Origin of the sequence: Streptomyces sp. NBC_01546 (assembly GCF_045208355.1) — a bacterium.
GTDB lineage: Bacteria > Actinomycetota > Actinomycetes > Streptomycetales > Streptomycetaceae > Streptomyces.
In genome coordinates this window covers 627,690-645,537 of the sequence record NZ_CP109379.1, presented here as the reverse complement: position 1 = coordinate 645,537, position 17,848 = coordinate 627,690, and the positions used below count along the sequence as shown (strand labels likewise).

Here is a 17,848-nt window from a genome sequence, read left to right as displayed (position 1 = left end):
GTACACCCGCAAGTTACACCGGTGGCCTCAGGAGATTGCGTACCACTGGCTGGCCCAGCCGGTGTTGATGGTGCTGGTGGACTGCTCGGCGAGGTTGACGGTGGCCGGCAGCGAGGTCTGACCCGTCAGGATGGTGCTGTACCGGAGCAGTGGCGGCGCCAGACCGGCGTTGACGGAGATGCCGGCCCCGGTCGACTTCAGGGTGAGGGCATTGGTGGCCCAATTGCCGTTGAGCAGGAGAGCGATGAAGTAGGTTCCGGGCGCGGCGGTGAACGGCTTGGCGAGGGGCAGTGGCTTGGCGATCGCTTCGGTCATCAGCTGGGGCGAGATGTCCGCAGTGGCCGCGAGCAGGGTGCCGCGGGCGTCGTACACGCCGAGTTGGCAGTTGGCGAGCTGGGCGTTCGGGTCGATGCCAGCCAGGCCCAGCCAGATGTTCGACCAGGTGATCTCCTCGCGCAGGACGATCCGCACCAGGGTGACCCGCCCCCCGACCCCCGCGGCCGTCTGGGCGGTGACGTGCCCCGCGTCATTGGGGTCGCCGGTCCACGCCAGCAGGTTCTGATCCTGCGGCCGGGGCCCCTCGTACCCGGACCCCCCGCTCGGCGCGGGCGCGGAGGCTCCGGACGTCACCGCCCCGCCCGGGCGCCCGCCCGGTGCGGTGCAGCCGGCCAGGACGAGCAGCGCTGCGAGCGCGGCAACGAGGCCGGTCGTGGCGGTGGTGGTGCGGGTGCGCATGGTCCCCCCAGGAAGCGCGGATGTATCGACGAGCCATGGTCACACAGGCCACCGGCACGCAAGCCCCTGGCCCTCGTCGCGATCGGCATCCGACACCTGACCGATAACCTGGCCGCTGAGCAGGGCGGGCCGAAGTGGCCGAGTTCCCGCCGGACATGTACCACTTCACCGTGTCGGCCCGCTGGCAGCGGACCGGCACGGTGGCGACCGGCGCCCACCTGAAGACCGAACCGTCAGAAAGAGGTCAACGATGACCAACCTCGCCCTCAACCTGGTCCGCACCGCGGCGGCCAACCCCGACCGCACCGCGATCCAGTTGGACGGCCTGGCGCTCGACTACCGGTCGCTGGACGAGCGCAGCGCCCGCGTCGCCGGCCGGCTGGCCGCGCTGGGCGTCGGGCCCGGCGACCGGGTGGCGATCCTGCTGCCGAACATCCCGCACTTCGCGGTCCTCTACTACGGCGTCCTGCGGGCCGGCGCGGTCGCCGTCCCGATGAACCCGCTGCTGAAGTCCGCCGAGATCCGCTACAGCGCGGGCGACTGCGGCGCCCGGCTGATCCTGGCCTGGGGGCCGGCGCTGGCCGAGGCCGGTGGCGCGGCGGCGGAACTGGGCATCGACTGCGTCGACGTGACCGCCGAAGAGTTCGGCGCGGCCCTGGCCGCCACCGAGCCGCGTACCGAGGTCGTCGACCGGGACACCGATGACCTCGCCGTGCTGCTCTACACCTCCGGCACCACCGGGCGGCCCAAGGGCGCCCGGCTCACCCACGGCAACCTGGGCAGCAACACGGCCGCCGTGGCACGCGTGCTGGACATGTCGGCGGCGGACACGGTCTTCGGAGGCCTGCCCTTCTTCCACGTCTTCGGCCAGACCTGTGGTCTGAACGCGGCGGTCCTCACCGGCGCCCGCGTCACCCTGCTGCCGCGCTTCGACGCGGCGAAGGCGCTCGAGATCCTCTCCCGTGACCAGGTCACGGTGATGGAGGGCGTGCCCACCATGTTCCTGGGCCTGCTCGCCGCCGCCGAAGCGGCCGGCTCCACCGGCCTGACGGGTGACGGCGGCCTGCGGCTGAGCGTGACGGGCGGCTCGGCGATGCCCGTGGAAGTGCTGCACCGCTTCGAGTCGGCGTTCGGATGCCCGGTCGTCGAGGGGTACGGCCTGTCCGAGACGGCCCCGGTGGTCACGTTCGGCTCCCTCGACGGCCCCCGCAAGCCCGGCTCGATCGGCACCCCGATCGACGGCGTGCGCGTACGCCTGATCGACGACGAGGGCAAGGACGCCGCCGAGGGCGAGGTCGGCGAGATCGCTGTGCAGGGCCCGAACGTGATGCCCGGCTACTGGAACCGCCCGGAGGCCGACGAGGCCGCGTTCGCCGACGGCTGGTTCCGCACCGGCGACCTGGCGCGGCGCGACGAGGACGGCTTCTACTTCATCGTCGACCGCAAGAAGGACCTCGTCATCCGCGGCGGATACAACGTCTACCCGCGCGAGATCGAGGAGGTCTTCTACGAGCACCCGGCCGTCGCCGAGGCCGCCGTCGTGGGGGTCCCGCACGAGGTGCACGGGGAGGAGGTCGCCGCCGTCGTCACGCTGAAGCCGGGCGCCGAGGTCACCGCGGACGAACTCCGCGCGTTCGTGAAGGCACGGGTGGCCCCGTACAAGTACCCCAGGGTCGTCCAGCTGGTGCAGGGCCTGCCGAAGGGCCCCACGGGCAAGATCCTCAAGCGCGAGATCACGATCGAGGACTGACGGGCTGCGGAAGAATGGGTCCGGGGCCGGGCGCCGGGGGAGTCCCGGGGGCGGCGAGCGTGGCAGGGGGGGGGCGGACGGTGTCGAGGTCGATCCGGCGGTGGTCGGTGGCTGGTTGGGCGGTGCTCGTCCTGGCGGGCGCTGCGGCCACCCTGTACCTGGAGGACCCGGGAAGCGCTCCGGCGCAGCCGCAGCGATGGGAGCGCCCTGCCGCACCCGCGGCGGACCCGGTCCCGTGCCCGAGCCTCGGCCCGGGCGCCCCGGACACCCGCCGCAACTGCACTTTCTGGGAACGGGGATAGGCCACTCCGGGGGCGCGCGGTTGTGCGGCGCGTGCCCGCCGAGTCCGACTTCGCGCTCCGGCGCATGGCGTAACGGCCGCTGGGCCCGCGCTCACCATGATCAATAACCTGACGCCCGGCGCGTGACCTCGCGCCTGTCGGACGGAGAAGGCGAGCGCCCGGTGAAACTCCCGATGTTGCAGCGCACGGCCTGGTTCACCGCGGCGACCGCGCTGCTGACGATGCTCGCAGCCGCCCCGGCAGGCGCGGACGGGGACTGGCAGAAGGTCGGCGGCGACGCCCGCAGCGGTGTCAGCGGCCTGGCGTACGAGGGCCGTACCGAAGACGGAACGGGAGTGCACGTGCTGGCCGTGCACGACAACAAGCGGTCCGGGCAGCCGCGCCTGTCCCGGATCACCCACCGGGAGGGCTCCGACGGCCTCTCGCCGCTCACCTGGGACGGGGCGGAACCCGTCGATCTGGAGGCCATCGAAGCCATTCCCGGGATGCCGGGGGAGTACCTGGCGCTCGTCGGGCGCGGCATCGTCTACCGCCTGAAGGTCACCGGCTCCACGGCGACGGTCGTCGAGTACGCGCCACTGCCGGCGATCGGCGAGGGCGACGACTTCGAGAGCCTCGCGCTCGTCGCCCAGAACGGGAAACTCGCCGCCCTGTGGGCGGACCGCGGAGCCGGCGCGGATCGTCCCGCGACCTTGTACGCGGCGCCCCTGACCTTCGCCTCGTGGGGGCAGCCGCTGTTCGGCGCCGTGACGCGCCGGGCCTTCCGGGCGGTGTACCCGACCGACGGCGGCACGCGGCACATCTCCGACATCTCGGTGACCGGCTCCGGCCGGATCATCGTGAGTTCGGCGGCGGACGCGGGTGACGACGGCCCGTTCGACTCCGCGGTGAGCGATGCGGGCCGGGTGACCGTGTCGGAGGCGGGCCGGGTACGGGTCACCCTCGCGGCGCCTGCGACCGTGCTCGGGACGTTCCCGCAGTACAAGGCCGAGGCCGTGGAGTGCCTGCCCGGGTCCGCCGAGGCCCTCCTGGGCACCGACGACGAGAACTTCGGCGGATACGTGCGCTCCATGTCGTTCTGCGGATCCTGATCCCGGTTGCCCAGCTGCGGACAGGCCGGTCCCCGACGCCCGGGCGGCGGACCGGGTCCGTTCAGGGGCGAGAGCGCAGGGGGTGGTCCGCCGGGACCTCCACGATCGCGATGTGCACGCCGTCGGGGTCGGTGATCCACATCTCGATCAGGCCCCAGGGCTCGCGCCGGGGAGGCCGCAGCACCTCGGCGCCCCTGCTGCGCAGATCCTCGTACGCCGCCTGCACGTCCGCGACCTGGAGCCACAGCCGGAGCCCGGGTGCGGGCGGCGCCTCGGCGCGGCCCGACACCTCGAGGAACCCGCCGCCGAGGAAGTAGACCGTCCCGCGCTCGGGGCCGGTGCCGAACTCGCGGTAGACGGCGAGCCCCAGGGTGTCGCCGTAGAAGACGCGTGAGCGCTCGGGGTCAGTGGGACTCAGCAGCATCCTGCTGCCCAATACGTGCACCATGACACCACCTTGGCGTACGCGGCGTCCCGCCGGAGCCGACACGGCCTTATCGTCGGAGCATGGTACGCAAGCGCGTGATCGTGTCGGGGACCGTGCAAGGCGTGTTCTTCCGGGACACCTGCCGCCGTGAGGCGCTCGCACAGGGGGTTTCGGGCTGGGTGCGGAACCTGCCCGACGGTGATGTCGAGGCGCTGTTCGAAGGGGGCGAGGGCGCCGTCGCGGCGATGGTGCGGTGGGCGCGTACGGGGCCGCCGGCGGCCGAGGTGCGCGCCGTCGAGGTCCGCGAGGAGACGGCCGCGCCGGAGGAGCTGCGCGGCTTCGAGGTACGGCCCGGTCCCCGGGACGCGGGCTGAGCCCGGTCCGCGCGTGGTGCGGCGTGGCGCGGCGGGCCATACCGTGATGTGGTGCGCCTTGCCTCCACTGCCGCCGCGGCGGTCCTCGTGCTGTGCACCGCCACCCTCGCCTGCACGGCCGCCCCCTCGACCCCGCCAAAGGCCCGTGTCCGGAACCACCCCGAGCTCGCCGCCGAGGTGGTGAGGGTGTCGGCCGCGGCGCTGGGCGTCACGTACCGGCCGGGCTGCCCGGTCGGCCCCGACCGGCTGCGGCTGATCCGGATGAACCACTGGGGCTTCGACGGCACGGTCCACCGCGGTGAACTGGTCGTCCACGAGCGGGCGGTCAACCCCCTCCTGCGCGTCTTCGGCAAGGCGTTCGACGCGGGGTTCCCCATCCGGCGCATGCGGTCGACCGCGGCCTACGGCGGTGACGACGTCCGGTCGATGGCAGACGACAACACGTCCGCCTTCAACTGCCGGCAGGTCACCGGCGATCCCGGCCGCCTCTCACGGCACGCCCACGGGGACGCCGTGGACGTCAACCCGGTGGAGAACCCGTACGTGGACCGGCGCGGCACCCCCCGTCCGGCCGACGGCCGCCCGCACCTGCGTCGTGACCGCCCCGTCCGGGGCATGATCCGCCCCGGAGACGTCATCACCCGGGCCTTCGACGAGGTGGGCTGGCACTGGGGCGGCGACTGGTCCAACCCCGACTACCAGCACTTCTCGGCGACCGGCGGCTGAACGGATTTGTGCGGGTAGCCGCCGGGCCCCCTGACCCCGTCTCACTCCGACGGCACACCCCGGTCGCGGCGTCGGCGCAGGCGCCCACGCAGGCCGCCGCTGCGCCGGCTCCGGGTGTGGTGGTCGAGCTCCTCCAGCAGGCGCTGGGAGCGTTTGTCCACGCCCAGTTCGTCGAGGACCCGGTCGATCTCCGCGAGCAGTGCGCCGTGCAACTGCCACTGGGCCGGGTCCTCGCCGATGTCGGCGAGCAGCAGGTCGGCGAGCCGGTCGCGGTTCGCCCGGGCCACGGCCAGCTCTCCCGTCAGGCGGGCCTCGGCCTCTTCCGCGTTGGCGCTGACCTGCGCGGTGATCAGCTGGGCGAAGCTCTCCACGGCGACGGCCGTGTGCCTGAGGACCTGCCGCAGCGCGATCGTGGTCTCGGTCGTGAGGAGCGGACGGTCGGGGCGGGCCTTGGCCAGGTCGGTCAGCGTCCGGCAGGCCACGCGGAGCACCACCGCACAGATCTCCAGGGTGTCCAGGCCCGTCCGGAGCACCAGCCGGAAGAGCAGGCCCTCCTTGACCCGCGGATTGAGGCGGAGGCTGTCCTCGGCCTGCCGGAGGGCCGCGTCGACCTGCGCGACGTCGTTGTCGAGCCGGCGTGCCTCGTGCAGCCGGGCCGCGGCCTGCTCCACCTTGACGGTCCCGAGGGATTCCTCGCCGAGGTGGTTCAGCAGCCGGCTCATGCGCGCGGCGAGGTCGGTGATCGCGGCACCTGCCGGGCCGACCCAGAGGGGCGGCGCGACGAGCAGGTTGACCAGCATCCCGACCGCCGCGCCGATCAGCGTCTCCAGCACCCGGTCCCAGGCGGTGTCCGCGACCTGGGTGACACCGAGGACGAGCATTGCGCTGATCGCGACCTCGGGGACGAACTCGTCGACCCGGACCAGGTGGCCCACCACCAGGGAGGCCAGGATGAGCAGCCCGAGGCTCCACCAGGTCAGGCCCACCAGCACGCTGAAGCCGATCGCGATCAGGACGCCTACGACGACGGAGTTCACCCTCCGGATGGCGGTGGTCAGCGTGGAGTAGAGGGTGACCTGGACGACGAGCAGGGCGGTCAGCGGTGCGGTCAGCGGGCTCGGCTCACTGCTGAGGCGGAGCGCGACGACATAACTGATGACGGCCGCCGCGGTGGACCGCAGGGCTTGGACGGCGACCGGCTCGCGGCGGCGGTGAGCGATTCGGGCGGCGAGGCCGCTGATCATTTCCGGCATACCTGCGCGCATTCCCCTGGCGGAGCCGGGTGACGCGGTGCGGGCGGTATTCGACACCCCGGCGGCGGTGAAGCACACGTGTGAGCGCACGCGGGCCTCACCACACCCGGCGAGTTCTTCTCCGACCCGCGGCTCACGGGGGCGCCCCAGCCGGTGAGCTGACCCCGGGCGTCAGGCGTCGAAGCGGTGGCGGGAGGCCTCGATGTGACCGAGGTACAGGTGGGTCCAGTCGCACAGTCCGTCGATCGTCGCCCGCAGGGCCTGGCCCGGCTCGGTGAGGGTGTATTCGACCCGTGGCGGTACGACCGGGTGGACCTTCCGTTCGACCAGGCCGTTGCGCTCCAGCATGCGCAGGTTCTGGGTGAGCATCTTGTGGCTGATGCCCTCGATCTCGTTCCGCAGCTCGCTGAAGCGCAGGGTGCGCTCCCCGAGAGCCTCGATGATCAGGAGCGCCCATTTGTTGGCGACGTCCGAGAAGATCTCCCGCGCCAGAGAGTCCGCACGCCTCAGGTCCGCGTCCTCGGGCGAGCCGCTGAGCTGCTTGGTTCCCATCAGGTTCCCCAGTCACCGAAAAGTGCGTTCTTCCATGTCAGCGGCCACTCTCCTACGGTTCCTGAGTAACCGCAAGAGAGCGGCTATCTCATGGCAACGGAGGCACGCAGCATGGCCATCACCCTCGTGAACCCCACCGGATTGCCGGAAGTCGACGCCTACCGGCACGTGTCGATCGCGACCGGGTCGAAGCTGGTCTTCATCGCCGGGCAGGTGTCCTGGGACGCCGACGGTGTCACGGTCGGCGAAGGCGACCTCGCCGCTCAGGTCGAGCAGTGCTACGTCAACGTCGGCACCGCCCTGGCCGAGGCCGGCGCTTCCTTCGACGACGTCGCGAAACTGACCGTCTACGTCGTCGACTGGACCCCCGACCGGATGCCCGTGCTCATGGAGGGGCTCGGCCGGGCCGCCGCCAAGCTGGGGGTCACCGCGACACCGCCTGCCTCGCTGCTGGGCATCGCGGCACTGGACGTACCCGACCACATGGTCGAGATCGAAGCCGTCGCCGTCATCGACTGAACGGGAGTCGTCGGGGCCCAGGCGCGCGCGGGCGTGGACCTGGGCCGGACCGATGTCTCCCCACGCCCCCAAGTCACATGCCATGATGCTGAGTTATGAACGAGGGGGAGGGTTTGGCGAACAGGGCTGTCCGCATACGCCTGGGACAGGGTGCGAGCGCGAGCGATGTCGGAGCCCTGAAGGCGTGGCTCGAACGAGAGCACAAGCTGGAGGCGCTCAGGAGCAGCGGCGACCTGGAGATCAGGGAACGTGCCGGGGCCGAAGAGCACGCCGAAAGTCCGATGGGGGCCGGGCTGGAGATCTTGCTGGTCCTGGTCGGCATCGCGGGTCCCAAGATCTTCGACGAGGTGTACGAGCAGGCGAAGAGCGGGGTACGGGCGTGGCGGGAGAACCGCCGCTCCGTGGAGCGGGGCGAACCCCCGGAGGTCGAGGTCGTACCGGACGGCGACGCGAGGTAGCCCGGTGGCGCGATTCGACCCGCGCGGGAGGGTGAACCGGGCGCTGCTCGTCGGCGTGCCCGCGTACGAGTTCACGCAGCCCGGCCATCCCTTCGGCGTGCCCGGCGACCTTGCGGCGGTCGAGCACAACCTCGTCGGCCTCGAGGCTGCGCTGCGCGCGGGCGGGGTGTTCGGCGAGGACGAGATCGGGGTCTTCCGGCCGCGCAACGTGGACGCGTTCGACCGTCGCCTGGACGACGCCGTCGACGAGGCCGAGGGCCTGCTCCTGCTCTACTTCTCCGGGCACGGCGCCGTCCCCAGCACCGGTGACGAACTGTGGCTGCTGATGCGCGCGGCAACGATCGTGGCGGGTACGGAGTCGGTGTTCCGGGGTGCCGTTCCCTGGAAGAGCGTCCTGACCGTGCTGACCCGCACCAGGGCGGAGCACGTGGTGGTCGTGCTCGACTGCTGCTACGCGGGCAACGCTTCGGCGGCCTGGGACGCGCTCGACACCTCCCAGCGCCATCGCATCTCGCTCTTGATGAGCGTGCAGGCCAACAATCGGATCGACGCAGGGGACGACGCCACCCCGACACCGTTCACCGGGGAGCTGATACGCCTCCTGCGGGCCGACGGGCACGGCACTGCCGTGGCTCCCGCGGCTCCCGTGGGCTTCAGGGAGCTGGCGGAGCGGTTACAGGCGTACATGTCCGTGCATCACGAGACGCTGCGCGAGCCCCCCGAGCCGTGGGAGCCGCAGAGCCGCCCCGCCGCCTCGGGCACGGACGTGCTGCTCGCGGCGGGCCCCGCCGACGGCGCGAGCGCGGCGGATCCCCGGACCGGCGGCCACGAGCTCCACGGCGAGGACCCCGTGACACCCGTGACCGCCGTGACAGACATGCCCTCGCGGAACCGCCGGTCGCTGTGGCCGTTTCCCGGCAGGCGCCGTCCGCGCCGGACCGGCCGTCGACGCCTGACCGGCAGGGCCCGCGCGGTCGCGGTCACCGCCGGGGTGCTCACCGTGCTCGCGGGTCTCGTCCCCGCAGGGTTCCTCCTCGCCGGGGACCTCCTCGGCGACGGGCTCCCCTGCAAACCTCCGCTCGAACTCCGGCTGCTCACCGACCCCGACATCGAGTCCACCGTACGCAAGGCGACGGAGGTGTACCTGGTGTCGGACGCGAACCGGACCGGTGACGGCTGTCGGCGCAGTGGCATCACCGTGTACAGCGCCGGCGCCGCGGATGTCGTCGCCGCGTTCCACGACCAGTCCGACCCCTGGCAGCGGCCCACGGCCGAGGCGGTCAACCCGCAGCGGGACATCGGCCCGCAGCCGGACATCTGGATTCCCGCGACCTCGGCGAGCGCCGCCCGGGCCCGCCCGCCCCAGGAGCAGCGCAGCTACGCGGAACTGATCGTCGACCCGGCTCCGTTCGCCTACTCGCCCCTCGTACTCGCCGTGCCTCAGCAGCACGCGGCCGAGGGGGTCGCCGACCGGACCGGCGGGCTCGCGACGCTGATCGACGCACTGCGCACGCGCAACCCGAAGGCGGAAGTACGGCGGCCGGACCCGGAGCACACGGACTCGGGCCTGGTCGCAACCATCGGCTTGTACGGTGCCGGAGGTGCCGGAGGAGTGAACGCGGCCACCGCCGAGGGCCGCGTCGCGCAGCCCGGACCGCCCTCGCCGACCGCCGGGAACCTGCTGTGCGTCCTGCCCGACGACGACTCCGTGGACGACCGCACCGCCGCCCTGGTGCCGGAGTTCCTGATGAAGTCCGGCGTGGACTGCGACAGCACGACGAGGGACCGGCGGATGGCCGCCTACCCCGACGACGCGCCGGGCCTGGACCCGACGTTCGTACAGGTGCGCTGGCAGGAGGCCGGCCGCGACAAGGCCGCGCGGCAGGACGCGGTCGAGCGGTTCCGCGCCTGGCTGACCGGTAAGGGTCAGGGCACGGCGGCGGGCGGCAAGGGGAAGGCGGGGGAGGAGATCCGGGGCGGGCTCGTCGAGTTCGGCAAGGACGGCTTCCGCAGCGCCGCAGGGGAACACCGGCCCCTCGCCCCCGACCTCACCTTCAGCGAGTTCGGCGCCCTCGGCAGCCTCGGTACCCTCGCCGGCCCCGCCCGCCAGGCCGCGATGGCCGCGGCGCTGAAGGAGTACCGGGAGGCCAACGGGCCCGGACGGGTGCTGTTCCTGCTCGACAGTTCCGGCTCGATGGGCGACCTGTGGGAGGGGCCCGGCGGTGCGCCCGGCATCCTCAAGCAGTCGCTCGGCGGCCTGGGGGAGCAGGACGAGTACGGCGTCTGGGCCGTCGCGGCCGCGCCCGGCGCCCCGCTCGCGCACCAGGAGCTGCTGCCCTTCGGCCGGTACCGGCGCGAGGAAGCCGAGCGCGCCATCGACCAGCGGGCCCAGGTCAAAGACGTGGAGGCGGATCCGTACCGGGCCCTGGTCGCGGCCCTGGACGACATGAGCCGGCGCGGCGCCGACGACGACCGTCCGCAGTTGATCGTCTACATCACCGACGACGAGGACAACAACCGGCTGACCGAGGGCGGACGGCTGGAAGCCTTGCACGCGTTCGCGCGGGACAGGAAGGTTCCGGTGGTCATGGCATCCCTGGACAGCGGCGGATGCGACAAGGGCAAGCCGGACGCCGTCATCTCCGAGGCGAGCGGCGGGCGCTGCCTGGACACCAGGACCGATCTGGTGGCCGGCCTGCGCAACGAGGTCGCCCGAGCGGGAACAGGAGGCGAAGGATGAGGCCCGGCAGCAGACGGCGCCCTGCGTCCGGCCGGCGCCCACGAGCCCTCATCGCGGCCCTCGTCGCGGTCCTCACACTGGGAGCGTGCAGCGGGAGCGGCGACAGCGGGTCCGAGGCCACCGGCCAGCAGGCCGGTGCCGGTGCCGGTGCCGGTGCCGTGGAGGGCGACATCGTGGTGGCCAGCGGACGTGACGTCACGGGCAAGGGCGGCATCCGGCAGAAGCTGATCGAGCAGTGGAACCGGCAGCAGGAGGACAAGGGCTCCAGCTCCCGGGCCCGCCTGGTCGAGCTGCCCGGCTCGGCGGACCAGCAGCGCAGCCAGCTGCTGGGCGCGCTCCAGTCCGGCAGCGCGGAGTACGACGTGGTCAACCTCGACGTGACGTGGGTGCCCGAGTTCGCGGACGCGGGCCTGGTCCGGCGGCTCCCCGACGATCTGGTGGACGCCGACGTCATCCCCTCCGTCGCCGCCACGGCCGGCTGGGACGGGAAGCTGTACGCCGTCCCCTTCAACAGCGATGTCGGGCTGCTCTTCTACCGCCGCGACTACCTGAAGAAGGCGGGCGTCACGGACACCGAACTCGGCAACGGCACCGAGTGGTCCACGGTCCAGAAGCTCATCGGCACCGTGGGGGACACCGGCCGCAGCGCGGTGGACGGCTACGAGAAGGGGTGGACCACCCAGCTCGCGCCGTACGAGGGCCTCACGGTCAACGGCATCGAGGCACTCGCCTCCGCCGTCGACGGACTCCGCCTCACCGACGACGCCGGCCGGTACACCGGCTCCGTGCAGGACCTGGAAGCGGGGCTGAAGGAGCTGCGCGACCGCACCCAGGCCCCGTACACCCTGGGTGATGCCGGCCGCTCCGACGAGGCCGAATCCCTCGGCGACTTCGCCGACGGCCGAACCGCCTTCCTGCGCCACTGGCCGTACGCCTACCGCACCCTGCACCAGTCCCTGACCGACCAGCAGCTGGGGGTGGCCCCGCTGCCCGGCAGAGCGGTCCTGGGAGGCCAGAACCTGGCCGTGACCACGGCATCGAAGCGCGGCCCGGCGGCCCAGGAACTGATCAGGTTCCTCACCAACCACGAGAGCGAACGCTGCCTGCTCGACGCGGGGTTCGCGGCGACCAGGCTGTCCGCGTACAACGACAACGGCCTGACGTGCCGCGCGGCGAAGCCCCCCGGCCCGGCCACCCCGTCCACCCCCTCCGCCGAGAGCACCGACCGCATGCCGCGGGACGAACACGGCCGCCCGAAGTACGCGCGCGACACCCTGCTGCCCACACTGCAGAACGCCGTCCAGCGCCCGCGCACCCCCCTGTACGGCGCCTTCACCCAGACCTTCACCACCGAACTGCGCCGCCTCTACGCCGACAAACCACCATCGGACGGGGAACTGGCCAATGCCCTGCACGCGAAGCTGAAGACCGCCCTGCCCCACACCTGACGAGGGCGCCGCCCCGCGCGGCGCCCTCGCCCGGTCACCGCCCGGCTACCCGATGACGCGGCTGCCGACCTGGAACCACTCGTGCCATTCGCCGTTCCACCAGCTGCTGTAGACCTTGCCGTCCCCACCGACGATGAACAGGTCCATCTGGTCGTCGTTACGGCTCTGCACGGCGATCGGCGCACCCGGCGGGAAGGTGCGGGTGCCGATGGGGAACCAGTCGTGCCATTCCCCGTGCCACCAGGCGCTCTGGGCCCGGCCGTCGGAGTCGATGGCGAAGACGTCCATCTGGTCCGGATTGCGCGCGGTGGTCCGCTCGCATGGCAGCGTCCCAGACCTGTGGGCCAAACCGGCACGAACTAACTCGAACGTGTAATGGGCTGACGTAAGGGTCAAGCCACGTGCGTCGAGGGTGAATCGGCGTCGTTCGTGGGGTGTGGGCCGGGGCGTCGGAGTGGGAAGACGCGGGGCGTGTTGCTCGGGCAGGATACGCAGGTGCAGACGACGGAATTGGCAGGGCGGGCGGCCACGCTGGCCACCCGGGGCAGCCGGCGGATCCTCGGCATCGCCGGACCGCCCGGGGCCGGGAAGTCGACGCTGGCCGCCCGGCTCGCCGAAGCGCTCGGGCCGGAGACGGCCGTGGTGGTCCCGATGGACGGGTTCCACCTCGCCCAGGCCGAGCTGGCCCGGACGGGGCTGGCCGACCGCAAGGGAGCCCCGGACACCTTCGACGTGGCCGGGTACGTCTCCCTGCTGCGCCGCCTGCGCGGAGCCGACGGGGCCACGGTGTACGCGCCCGCCTTCGACCGCTCGCTCGAGGAGCCGATCGCGGGCAGCATCCCCGTCACCCCGTGCATACCGCTGGTGATCACCGAGGGGAACTACCTGCTGCACGACGCGGGGGAGTGGGCGTCGGTACGGCCGTTGCTGGACGAGGTCTGGTACCTCGCCCCGGACGAGGACCTGCGGGTCCGGCGCCTGGTCGACCGGCACGTACGCCACGGAAAGGACCCGGCGTACGCACGCGAGTGGGTGGCCCGCTCGGACGAGCCGAACGCCCGCCTCATCGCCCCGGGCCGCCACCGCGCCGACCTGGTGCTCGGCACCGGCTGACCCCCCGCCCGCGACCGCCCCGACCCGCGGCCTCCGGCTCGGCAGAGGTGTCGGTGGTGCGGGATCATGAGTCTGTGGGTGCGGTCCTCGACCGGGCGGCGAAGGGGCTGAGACGTGCACGAGATGGCGATCATCGAAGCACCGTCCGTACTCGGACTGCGCCCGTCCGGCGTCCAGGACCTGCCGGCGGCTCTGCTCGACGCCGGTCTGCTGGACCATCCCGGGGCGCTGCACGCGGGCAAGGTCGAGGCACCGGCGTACGACCCCCGGCGGGACCCTGACACCGGGATCCTCAACCCCGCCGGCATCGCGCGGTACTCCGTCCGGCTGGCCGACGCGGTCGGCGCCGTTCTCGACGACGGCCGCTTTCCCGTGGTCCTCGGCGGAGACTGCACCATCCTGCTCGGCAACCTCCTCGCCCTGCGCCGCCGCGGCCGCTACGGCCTGCTGTTCCTCGACGGCCACACCGACTTCTACCAGCCCTCGGCAGAGCCGGCCGGCGAGGCGGCCTCGATGGAACTCGCCCTGGCCACGGGCCGCGGACCCCGGCTGCTCACCGACCTCGAAGGCCGCGGGCCCCTGCTCCGCGACGAGGACGTCGTCGCCTTCGGCTTCCGCGACTCCGCCGAGTCCCACGAGGCCGGGATGCAACCGCTGCCGCCACGCCTCCACGCGATCGACTTGGACGCTGTGCGCGCGGTCGGCGCCGCCACCGCCGCGGGTGGGGCGATCGGCCGGCTCACGCAGGGCGAAAGCGCCGGCCACTGGGTCCATCTCGACGTCGACGTCCTGGACGACGCGGTCATGCCCGCCGTCGACTACCGCCTTCCCGGAGGGCTGACCTGGTCGGAGCTGGAGAGCGTGCTGTGCACGGCACTGGCCGACCGACGGGCCGTCGGCCTCGACGTCACGATTTTCAACCCCCGCCTCGACCCCGGCGGGACCATCGGGGCGCGCCTCACCGCATGCCTGCGCCGAGGGCTGTCGGCACGGACCGACGGCACGAGCTGAGCCGGGATCCAGCCGATCACCGACTGTCTGCGCACGCTGTTAGGGTGACGTGTGCCCGTCAAGGCGGGTGGTCACAGTTACTGATATTTCAACGGGGTTGAACGTGAAGCTTCGCCATGTCCGCGCGGTTGCCATCTTCGGTATCGCGGTCGTCGCACTCACCGGAGCCCGTGGCTCCCACGGCGCCAGCTGCGGCGGCAGCAGCCATTCCGGCTCGAGCTCCAGCAGCTCCAGCGGGGGTACCACCGGCGGTAACCACGACAGCGACAGCTCGAGCAGCAGCACCAGCGGCAGTTCGAGCGGTGGGTCGGTGCCCGGCGGTTCCAGCAGCAACAACAAGGCCGAGCGCGACATCAAGATCGACAGCTGCAAGCTGGACGACGCCCGCAAGAACCTGGTCGCCAGGATCACCGTCACCAACAGCGGTTCGCTGGACTACACCTACAACATCACCATGAAGTTCCAGGGGGACACCACCTCCAGCGCGAACCTCGCCCAGGCCAAGGTGACCGGACTCACCGTCAAGGCGGGTGCCTCCCGGCAGACCGAGGCCACGACGCCGTACACCGGCAAGGGCGACGGCAGCGAGTACAAGGAATGCGTCGTCTCCACCGCGGCGAAGAGCTCCGTCTGACACACCGCGTCGACTGAGGCCCGGCCCCAGTCGACGCGTTCAGCGGGATCGAGGCCTCGTCGGTGTGACACCGGCGAGGCCTTTCCCGTCCCGTTCCCGTCCCGTTCCCGCGCGGGGGCTTTCAGCACCCGCCGCCGAAGCTCCAGGCCTCGATGTCGCGGTAGCGGATCGGTCCCGGGCCACGGCTGAAGTTGCTGCCGACCAGGTGCAGGCGTTCGGCCTGCCACCGGCGGCCGTTGAACGCGGTGAGTCCGGCGGCGGCCTCGATCACGCTGGAGGGGTCGCCCCGGCGGGATCGGGCCAGCGTCAGATGGGGGCGCAACGGCCGTTCCTCAAAAGCGATACCGCACTCCTTGACCACGGCGCGCACCTCGGTGGCGAGCCGGTGCAACCCTTCGAGGTCCCCGTCGATCCCGCTCCACAGCACCCGCTCGTCGAAGTGGCCGCCGCCGCGCAGCGCCAGTTGTACGGGCCGACGCGCCGCCGCGAGGGCCGAGAGCGGCGGCCGCAGGAGCGGAACGGTCGCGACGGGGAGCTCTCCGAGGAACGCCAAGGTGATGTGCCAGTCCTCGATGCGGTTCCACCGCATGCGCGGGTACGCGTCGTAGGCGGAGCCCAGCTCCCGCGCCAGCTCCTCCTTCGCATCGTCGGGCGGAGCGAGAGCGACGAATATCCGAACGGTCTCGGCCTGAATCTGTTCGTTCACATAGGACTTCGTACAGTGCCGCGCATGGTTCAGTCGAGCGCGGCCGCGAGCAGGGCGGCGGTCCTCGCAACCAGGGCGTCGTCACGCGGCGCGGCCGCGTCGGGCTTGGTGCTGAGGACGGCCAGCACGACGGGCGGCCGTCCGGGCGGCCAGGCGATGCCCGCGTCGTTGGTGGTCCCGTACGACCCGGTGCCGGTCTTGTCCGCGATGGCCCAGTCCGAAGGAAGGCCGGCCCGGAACCGGTCGCCGCTCGTGGTCGTGGCCAGCAGCCATCCCGTGAGGAGCTTCCGGTGCCGCGGGGTCAGCGCGTCGCCGAGAGTGAGCCGCGCGTACGTCCGCCCGATGGCGCGGGGGCTGCTGGTGTCGGTCACGCGCCAGGGCTCGGCCGAGTTCAGCTCGGGCTCCCACCGGTCGAGCCGGGTCGTACGGTCCCCCAGCGATCGGCAGAAGCGGGTTGTCGAGGTGGGGCCGCCGAGCTCGCGGAGCAGGAGGTTGGCGGCCGCGTTGTCACTCTGCGAGATGGCTGCGGAACACAGTTCGGCCACCGTCATACCGCCGGCCACGTTCTCGGGCTTTTGCGTGACGGAGCCGCCGCCGGCGTCCGTCACGTCCTTCTGCGTGTAGTGGATGCGCCGGGCCAGGTACTCGCCGTCGTGGTCGAGGTCCCGCATCACGGCCGCGGCCGTGAGCGTCTTGAACAGCGAGCACATGGGGAAGGTCTCGTCGGCGCGGTACAGAACGGTCCGGCCGGAGCCGGTGTCGCGCGCGAACACCCCGAGGCGCGCTCCGTGCTCCCGCTCCAGCTCGCGCAGTTGTCTGACGAGGCCCTCCCCGCCGGGCGAGGACGCCGCATGGGCCTCGCTCCCCGGCAGCGCGGCAGCCAGTGCCGTCCCCACGCTCAGAGTCAGTACTGCCCGACGGGACGGTAAGGCGCCCACGGTCTTCACGTCGGCCTCTCCTCTCGCTGTACGGCCCTGTACGGCCATGTGACCACGGAGACGCCAGGGAAGATCAAGCCGGTTCCACGACCGCCGGCCGTCAGACGCTTGCCAACTGCGGGATCAGGCGCAGTGCGTTGTCGTGGTAGATCCCCCTCAGTTGCTCCGAGCTGAAGGCGGGGTCCTCATCCAGAGCAGGGAGCGCCAGCTTCGTCACGGTGTCCGCGGGGGCGGCGGGCCAGTCGGTGCCGAAGAGGATGTGGTCGGCGGGCACATGGTCGAGGAGCGTCGCCGCGCCGGCCATGGGGCCGGCCGTGTCGTAGTAGAAGCGCCGCAGGTGGTCGCGGACCGCGGCGGGTTCCAGGGGCGGGTCGCAGAACCGTCCGAGTGCCTCCAGGCGCCCGGCGATGTACGGCACGAAGCCGCCGGCGTGCGGCAGGATGACGGAGATGTTCGGGAAACGGTCGAGCGTCCGATGGACGATCATGTTCACGGCGGCCCGCGTCGTGTCCAGCAGGAAGTCGCACATGAAGTTCGGAATGCCGGGAACCGTCACCGCTCCGGGCGTGCCGTCCGGGAGATTGTGCGGATGGGTGTCGACCACGGCGGAAAGGTCGTTCAACTCGTGGAACACCCGGTCATAGGTGGGATCGCCCAGGTAGACGCCACCGTAGTTGGCCGTCACGTTCACGCCGACGGCGCCGAGCTGCCCGAGCCCGCGGCGTACGGCCCAGGACGACGCGTCGGGGTCATCGAGGAAGAGCGGTACGTAGAACGAGAACCGGCCCGGATGTGAACTCGCCACCTCGAGCATCGACTGGAGCGTGATGTTGATGGCTTCACGCAGCTGGGCCGATGAGCGGTAGCGCGCCGGGAGCATGGGCTTGAGGACGGCCGTCGAGATGCCTGCCCGGTCCATGAAGCCGACCGCGGCCTCGGTGTCGAGCCGTGACCACGGAGGCAGCTTCTCGGGTTTGACGAGCCCGTGCCGCGCGGCCCATTCGCGCCACTCCGGCGCACAGAAGTGATGATGCATGTCGATCTTCGACTGTGTCGCGTGTACGTCCGTCA

The 17,848-nt window shown here is 71.9% G+C and carries 19 protein-coding genes; 11 read left to right on the top strand and 8 right to left on the bottom strand.

Translation table 11 applies throughout. The annotated features are described in order from the left end of the window. Positions 1 to 27: 27 nt before the first annotated feature. Positions 28 to 735, bottom strand: a complete 708-nt coding sequence (locus OHA89_RS03375) for a hypothetical protein (RefSeq protein WP_266612739.1) — start codon at positions 733 to 735, stop codon at positions 28 to 30. A 250-nt stretch (positions 736 to 985) separates the two neighbouring features. Between OHA89_RS03375 and OHA89_RS03370 the strand changes: the two genes are divergently transcribed. After that, positions 986 to 2,485: a long-chain fatty acid--CoA ligase gene (locus tag OHA89_RS03370; protein ID WP_266612738.1), complete on the top strand. Its 1,500-nt coding sequence runs from the start codon at positions 986 to 988 to the stop codon at positions 2,483 to 2,485. 424 nt (positions 2,486 to 2,909) lie between these two features. Then, positions 2,910 to 3,878, top strand: a complete 969-nt coding sequence (locus OHA89_RS03365) for a hypothetical protein (protein WP_406365170.1) — start codon at positions 2,910 to 2,912, stop codon at positions 3,876 to 3,878. A 61-nt stretch (positions 3,879 to 3,939) separates the two neighbouring features. Here OHA89_RS03365 and OHA89_RS03360 read toward each other — a convergent pair whose 3' ends face one another. After that, positions 3,940 to 4,326 carry a VOC family protein gene (locus OHA89_RS03360; RefSeq protein WP_266612734.1) on the bottom strand — a complete coding sequence of 129 codons (387 nt, stop codon included), beginning with the start codon at positions 4,324 to 4,326 and terminating at the stop codon, positions 3,940 to 3,942. 59 nt (positions 4,327 to 4,385) lie between these two features. Between OHA89_RS03360 and OHA89_RS03355 the strand changes: the two genes are divergently transcribed. Beyond that, entirely contained in the window at positions 4,386 to 4,679 is a 294-nt protein-coding gene (locus OHA89_RS03355) for an acylphosphatase (protein WP_406365169.1), read from the top strand. A gap of 51 nt (positions 4,680 to 4,730) precedes the next feature. Then, complete coding sequence (locus OHA89_RS03350; RefSeq protein ID WP_406365167.1) at positions 4,731 to 5,405, top strand: M15 family metallopeptidase; 675 nt, start codon at positions 4,731 to 4,733, stop codon at positions 5,403 to 5,405. Between the two features lie 41 nt (positions 5,406 to 5,446). On the opposite strand, the gene OHA89_RS03345 is transcribed toward OHA89_RS03350, so the two are convergent. Both OHA89_RS03345 and OHA89_RS03340 read right to left on the bottom strand, forming a co-directional pair. Next, a complete protein-coding gene (locus tag OHA89_RS03345) occupies positions 5,447 to 6,658 on the bottom strand; it encodes an aromatic acid exporter family protein (protein ID WP_215141044.1) in 1,212 nt (403 codons plus the stop codon). Positions 6,659 to 6,829: 171 nt separating this feature from the next. Further along, the gene (locus tag OHA89_RS03340) at positions 6,830 to 7,210 is read right to left on the bottom strand and encodes a helix-turn-helix domain-containing protein (RefSeq protein WP_215141043.1); all 381 of its coding nucleotides are present in this window, start codon (positions 7,208 to 7,210) and stop codon (positions 6,830 to 6,832) included. A 111-nt stretch (positions 7,211 to 7,321) separates the two neighbouring features. On the opposite strand from OHA89_RS03340, the gene OHA89_RS03335 reads away from it, so the two are divergent. The 4 genes from OHA89_RS03335 to OHA89_RS03320 all read left to right on the top strand — a co-directional run bounded on the left by OHA89_RS03335 (position 7,322) and on the right by OHA89_RS03320 (position 12,375). After that, positions 7,322 to 7,729, top strand: coding sequence for a RidA family protein (locus OHA89_RS03335; protein ID WP_266612727.1), 408 nt, complete (start codon positions 7,322 to 7,324; stop codon positions 7,727 to 7,729). Between the two features lie 113 nt (positions 7,730 to 7,842). Beyond that, entirely contained in the window at positions 7,843 to 8,187 is a 345-nt protein-coding gene (locus OHA89_RS03330) for a hypothetical protein (protein WP_215141041.1), read from the top strand. 4 nt (positions 8,188 to 8,191) lie between these two features. Continuing rightward, positions 8,192 to 10,927: a VWA domain-containing protein gene (locus OHA89_RS03325; protein ID WP_406365165.1), complete on the top strand. Its 2,736-nt coding sequence runs from the start codon at positions 8,192 to 8,194 to the stop codon at positions 10,925 to 10,927. Beyond that, positions 10,924 to 12,375, top strand: a complete 1,452-nt coding sequence (locus OHA89_RS03320; protein ID WP_406365163.1) for an extracellular solute-binding protein — start codon at positions 10,924 to 10,926, stop codon at positions 12,373 to 12,375. Before OHA89_RS03325 ends, OHA89_RS03320 begins: the two co-directional genes overlap by 4 nt. A 45-nt stretch (positions 12,376 to 12,420) precedes the next feature. Here OHA89_RS03320 and OHA89_RS03315 read toward each other — a convergent pair whose 3' ends face one another. Next, positions 12,421 to 12,663 carry a hypothetical protein gene (locus OHA89_RS03315; protein WP_406365161.1) on the bottom strand — a complete coding sequence of 81 codons (243 nt, stop codon included), beginning with the start codon at positions 12,661 to 12,663 and terminating at the stop codon, positions 12,421 to 12,423. Between the two features lie 207 nt (positions 12,664 to 12,870). Here OHA89_RS03315 and OHA89_RS03310 point away from each other — a divergent pair, with 207 nt between their 5' ends. The 3 genes from OHA89_RS03310 to OHA89_RS03300 all read left to right on the top strand — a co-directional run bounded on the left by OHA89_RS03310 (position 12,871) and on the right by OHA89_RS03300 (position 15,133). Beyond that, positions 12,871 to 13,488: a nucleoside/nucleotide kinase family protein gene (locus OHA89_RS03310; protein WP_266612721.1), complete on the top strand. Its 618-nt coding sequence runs from the start codon at positions 12,871 to 12,873 to the stop codon at positions 13,486 to 13,488. A gap of 123 nt (positions 13,489 to 13,611) precedes the next feature. After that, positions 13,612 to 14,499, top strand: coding sequence for an arginase family protein (locus OHA89_RS03305; RefSeq protein ID WP_406368366.1), 888 nt, complete (start codon positions 13,612 to 13,614; stop codon positions 14,497 to 14,499). 103 nt (positions 14,500 to 14,602) lie between these two features. Next, positions 14,603 to 15,133: a hypothetical protein gene (locus OHA89_RS03300; protein WP_266612719.1), complete on the top strand. Its 531-nt coding sequence runs from the start codon at positions 14,603 to 14,605 to the stop codon at positions 15,131 to 15,133. Positions 15,134 to 15,254: 121 nt separating this feature from the next. Here the strand turns inward: OHA89_RS03300 and thpR are convergent, their stop codons facing one another. The 3 genes from thpR to OHA89_RS03285 are packed head-to-tail and all read right to left on the bottom strand — an operon-like array spanning position 15,255 to position 17,813. Continuing rightward, positions 15,255 to 15,839 (bottom strand): RNA 2',3'-cyclic phosphodiesterase, encoded by a 585-nt coding sequence (gene thpR, locus OHA89_RS03295; RefSeq protein WP_257552706.1) that lies wholly within the window; start codon positions 15,837 to 15,839, stop codon positions 15,255 to 15,257. A gap of 29 nt (positions 15,840 to 15,868) precedes the next feature. Then, a complete protein-coding gene (gene bla, locus OHA89_RS03290) occupies positions 15,869 to 16,825 on the bottom strand; it encodes a class A beta-lactamase (RefSeq protein ID WP_266612716.1) in 957 nt (318 codons plus the stop codon). Between the two features lie 52 nt (positions 16,826 to 16,877). Then, positions 16,878 to 17,813 (bottom strand): amidohydrolase family protein, encoded by a 936-nt coding sequence (locus OHA89_RS03285; protein WP_406365159.1) that lies wholly within the window; start codon positions 17,811 to 17,813, stop codon positions 16,878 to 16,880. Positions 17,814 to 17,848: the final 35 nt, after the last annotated feature.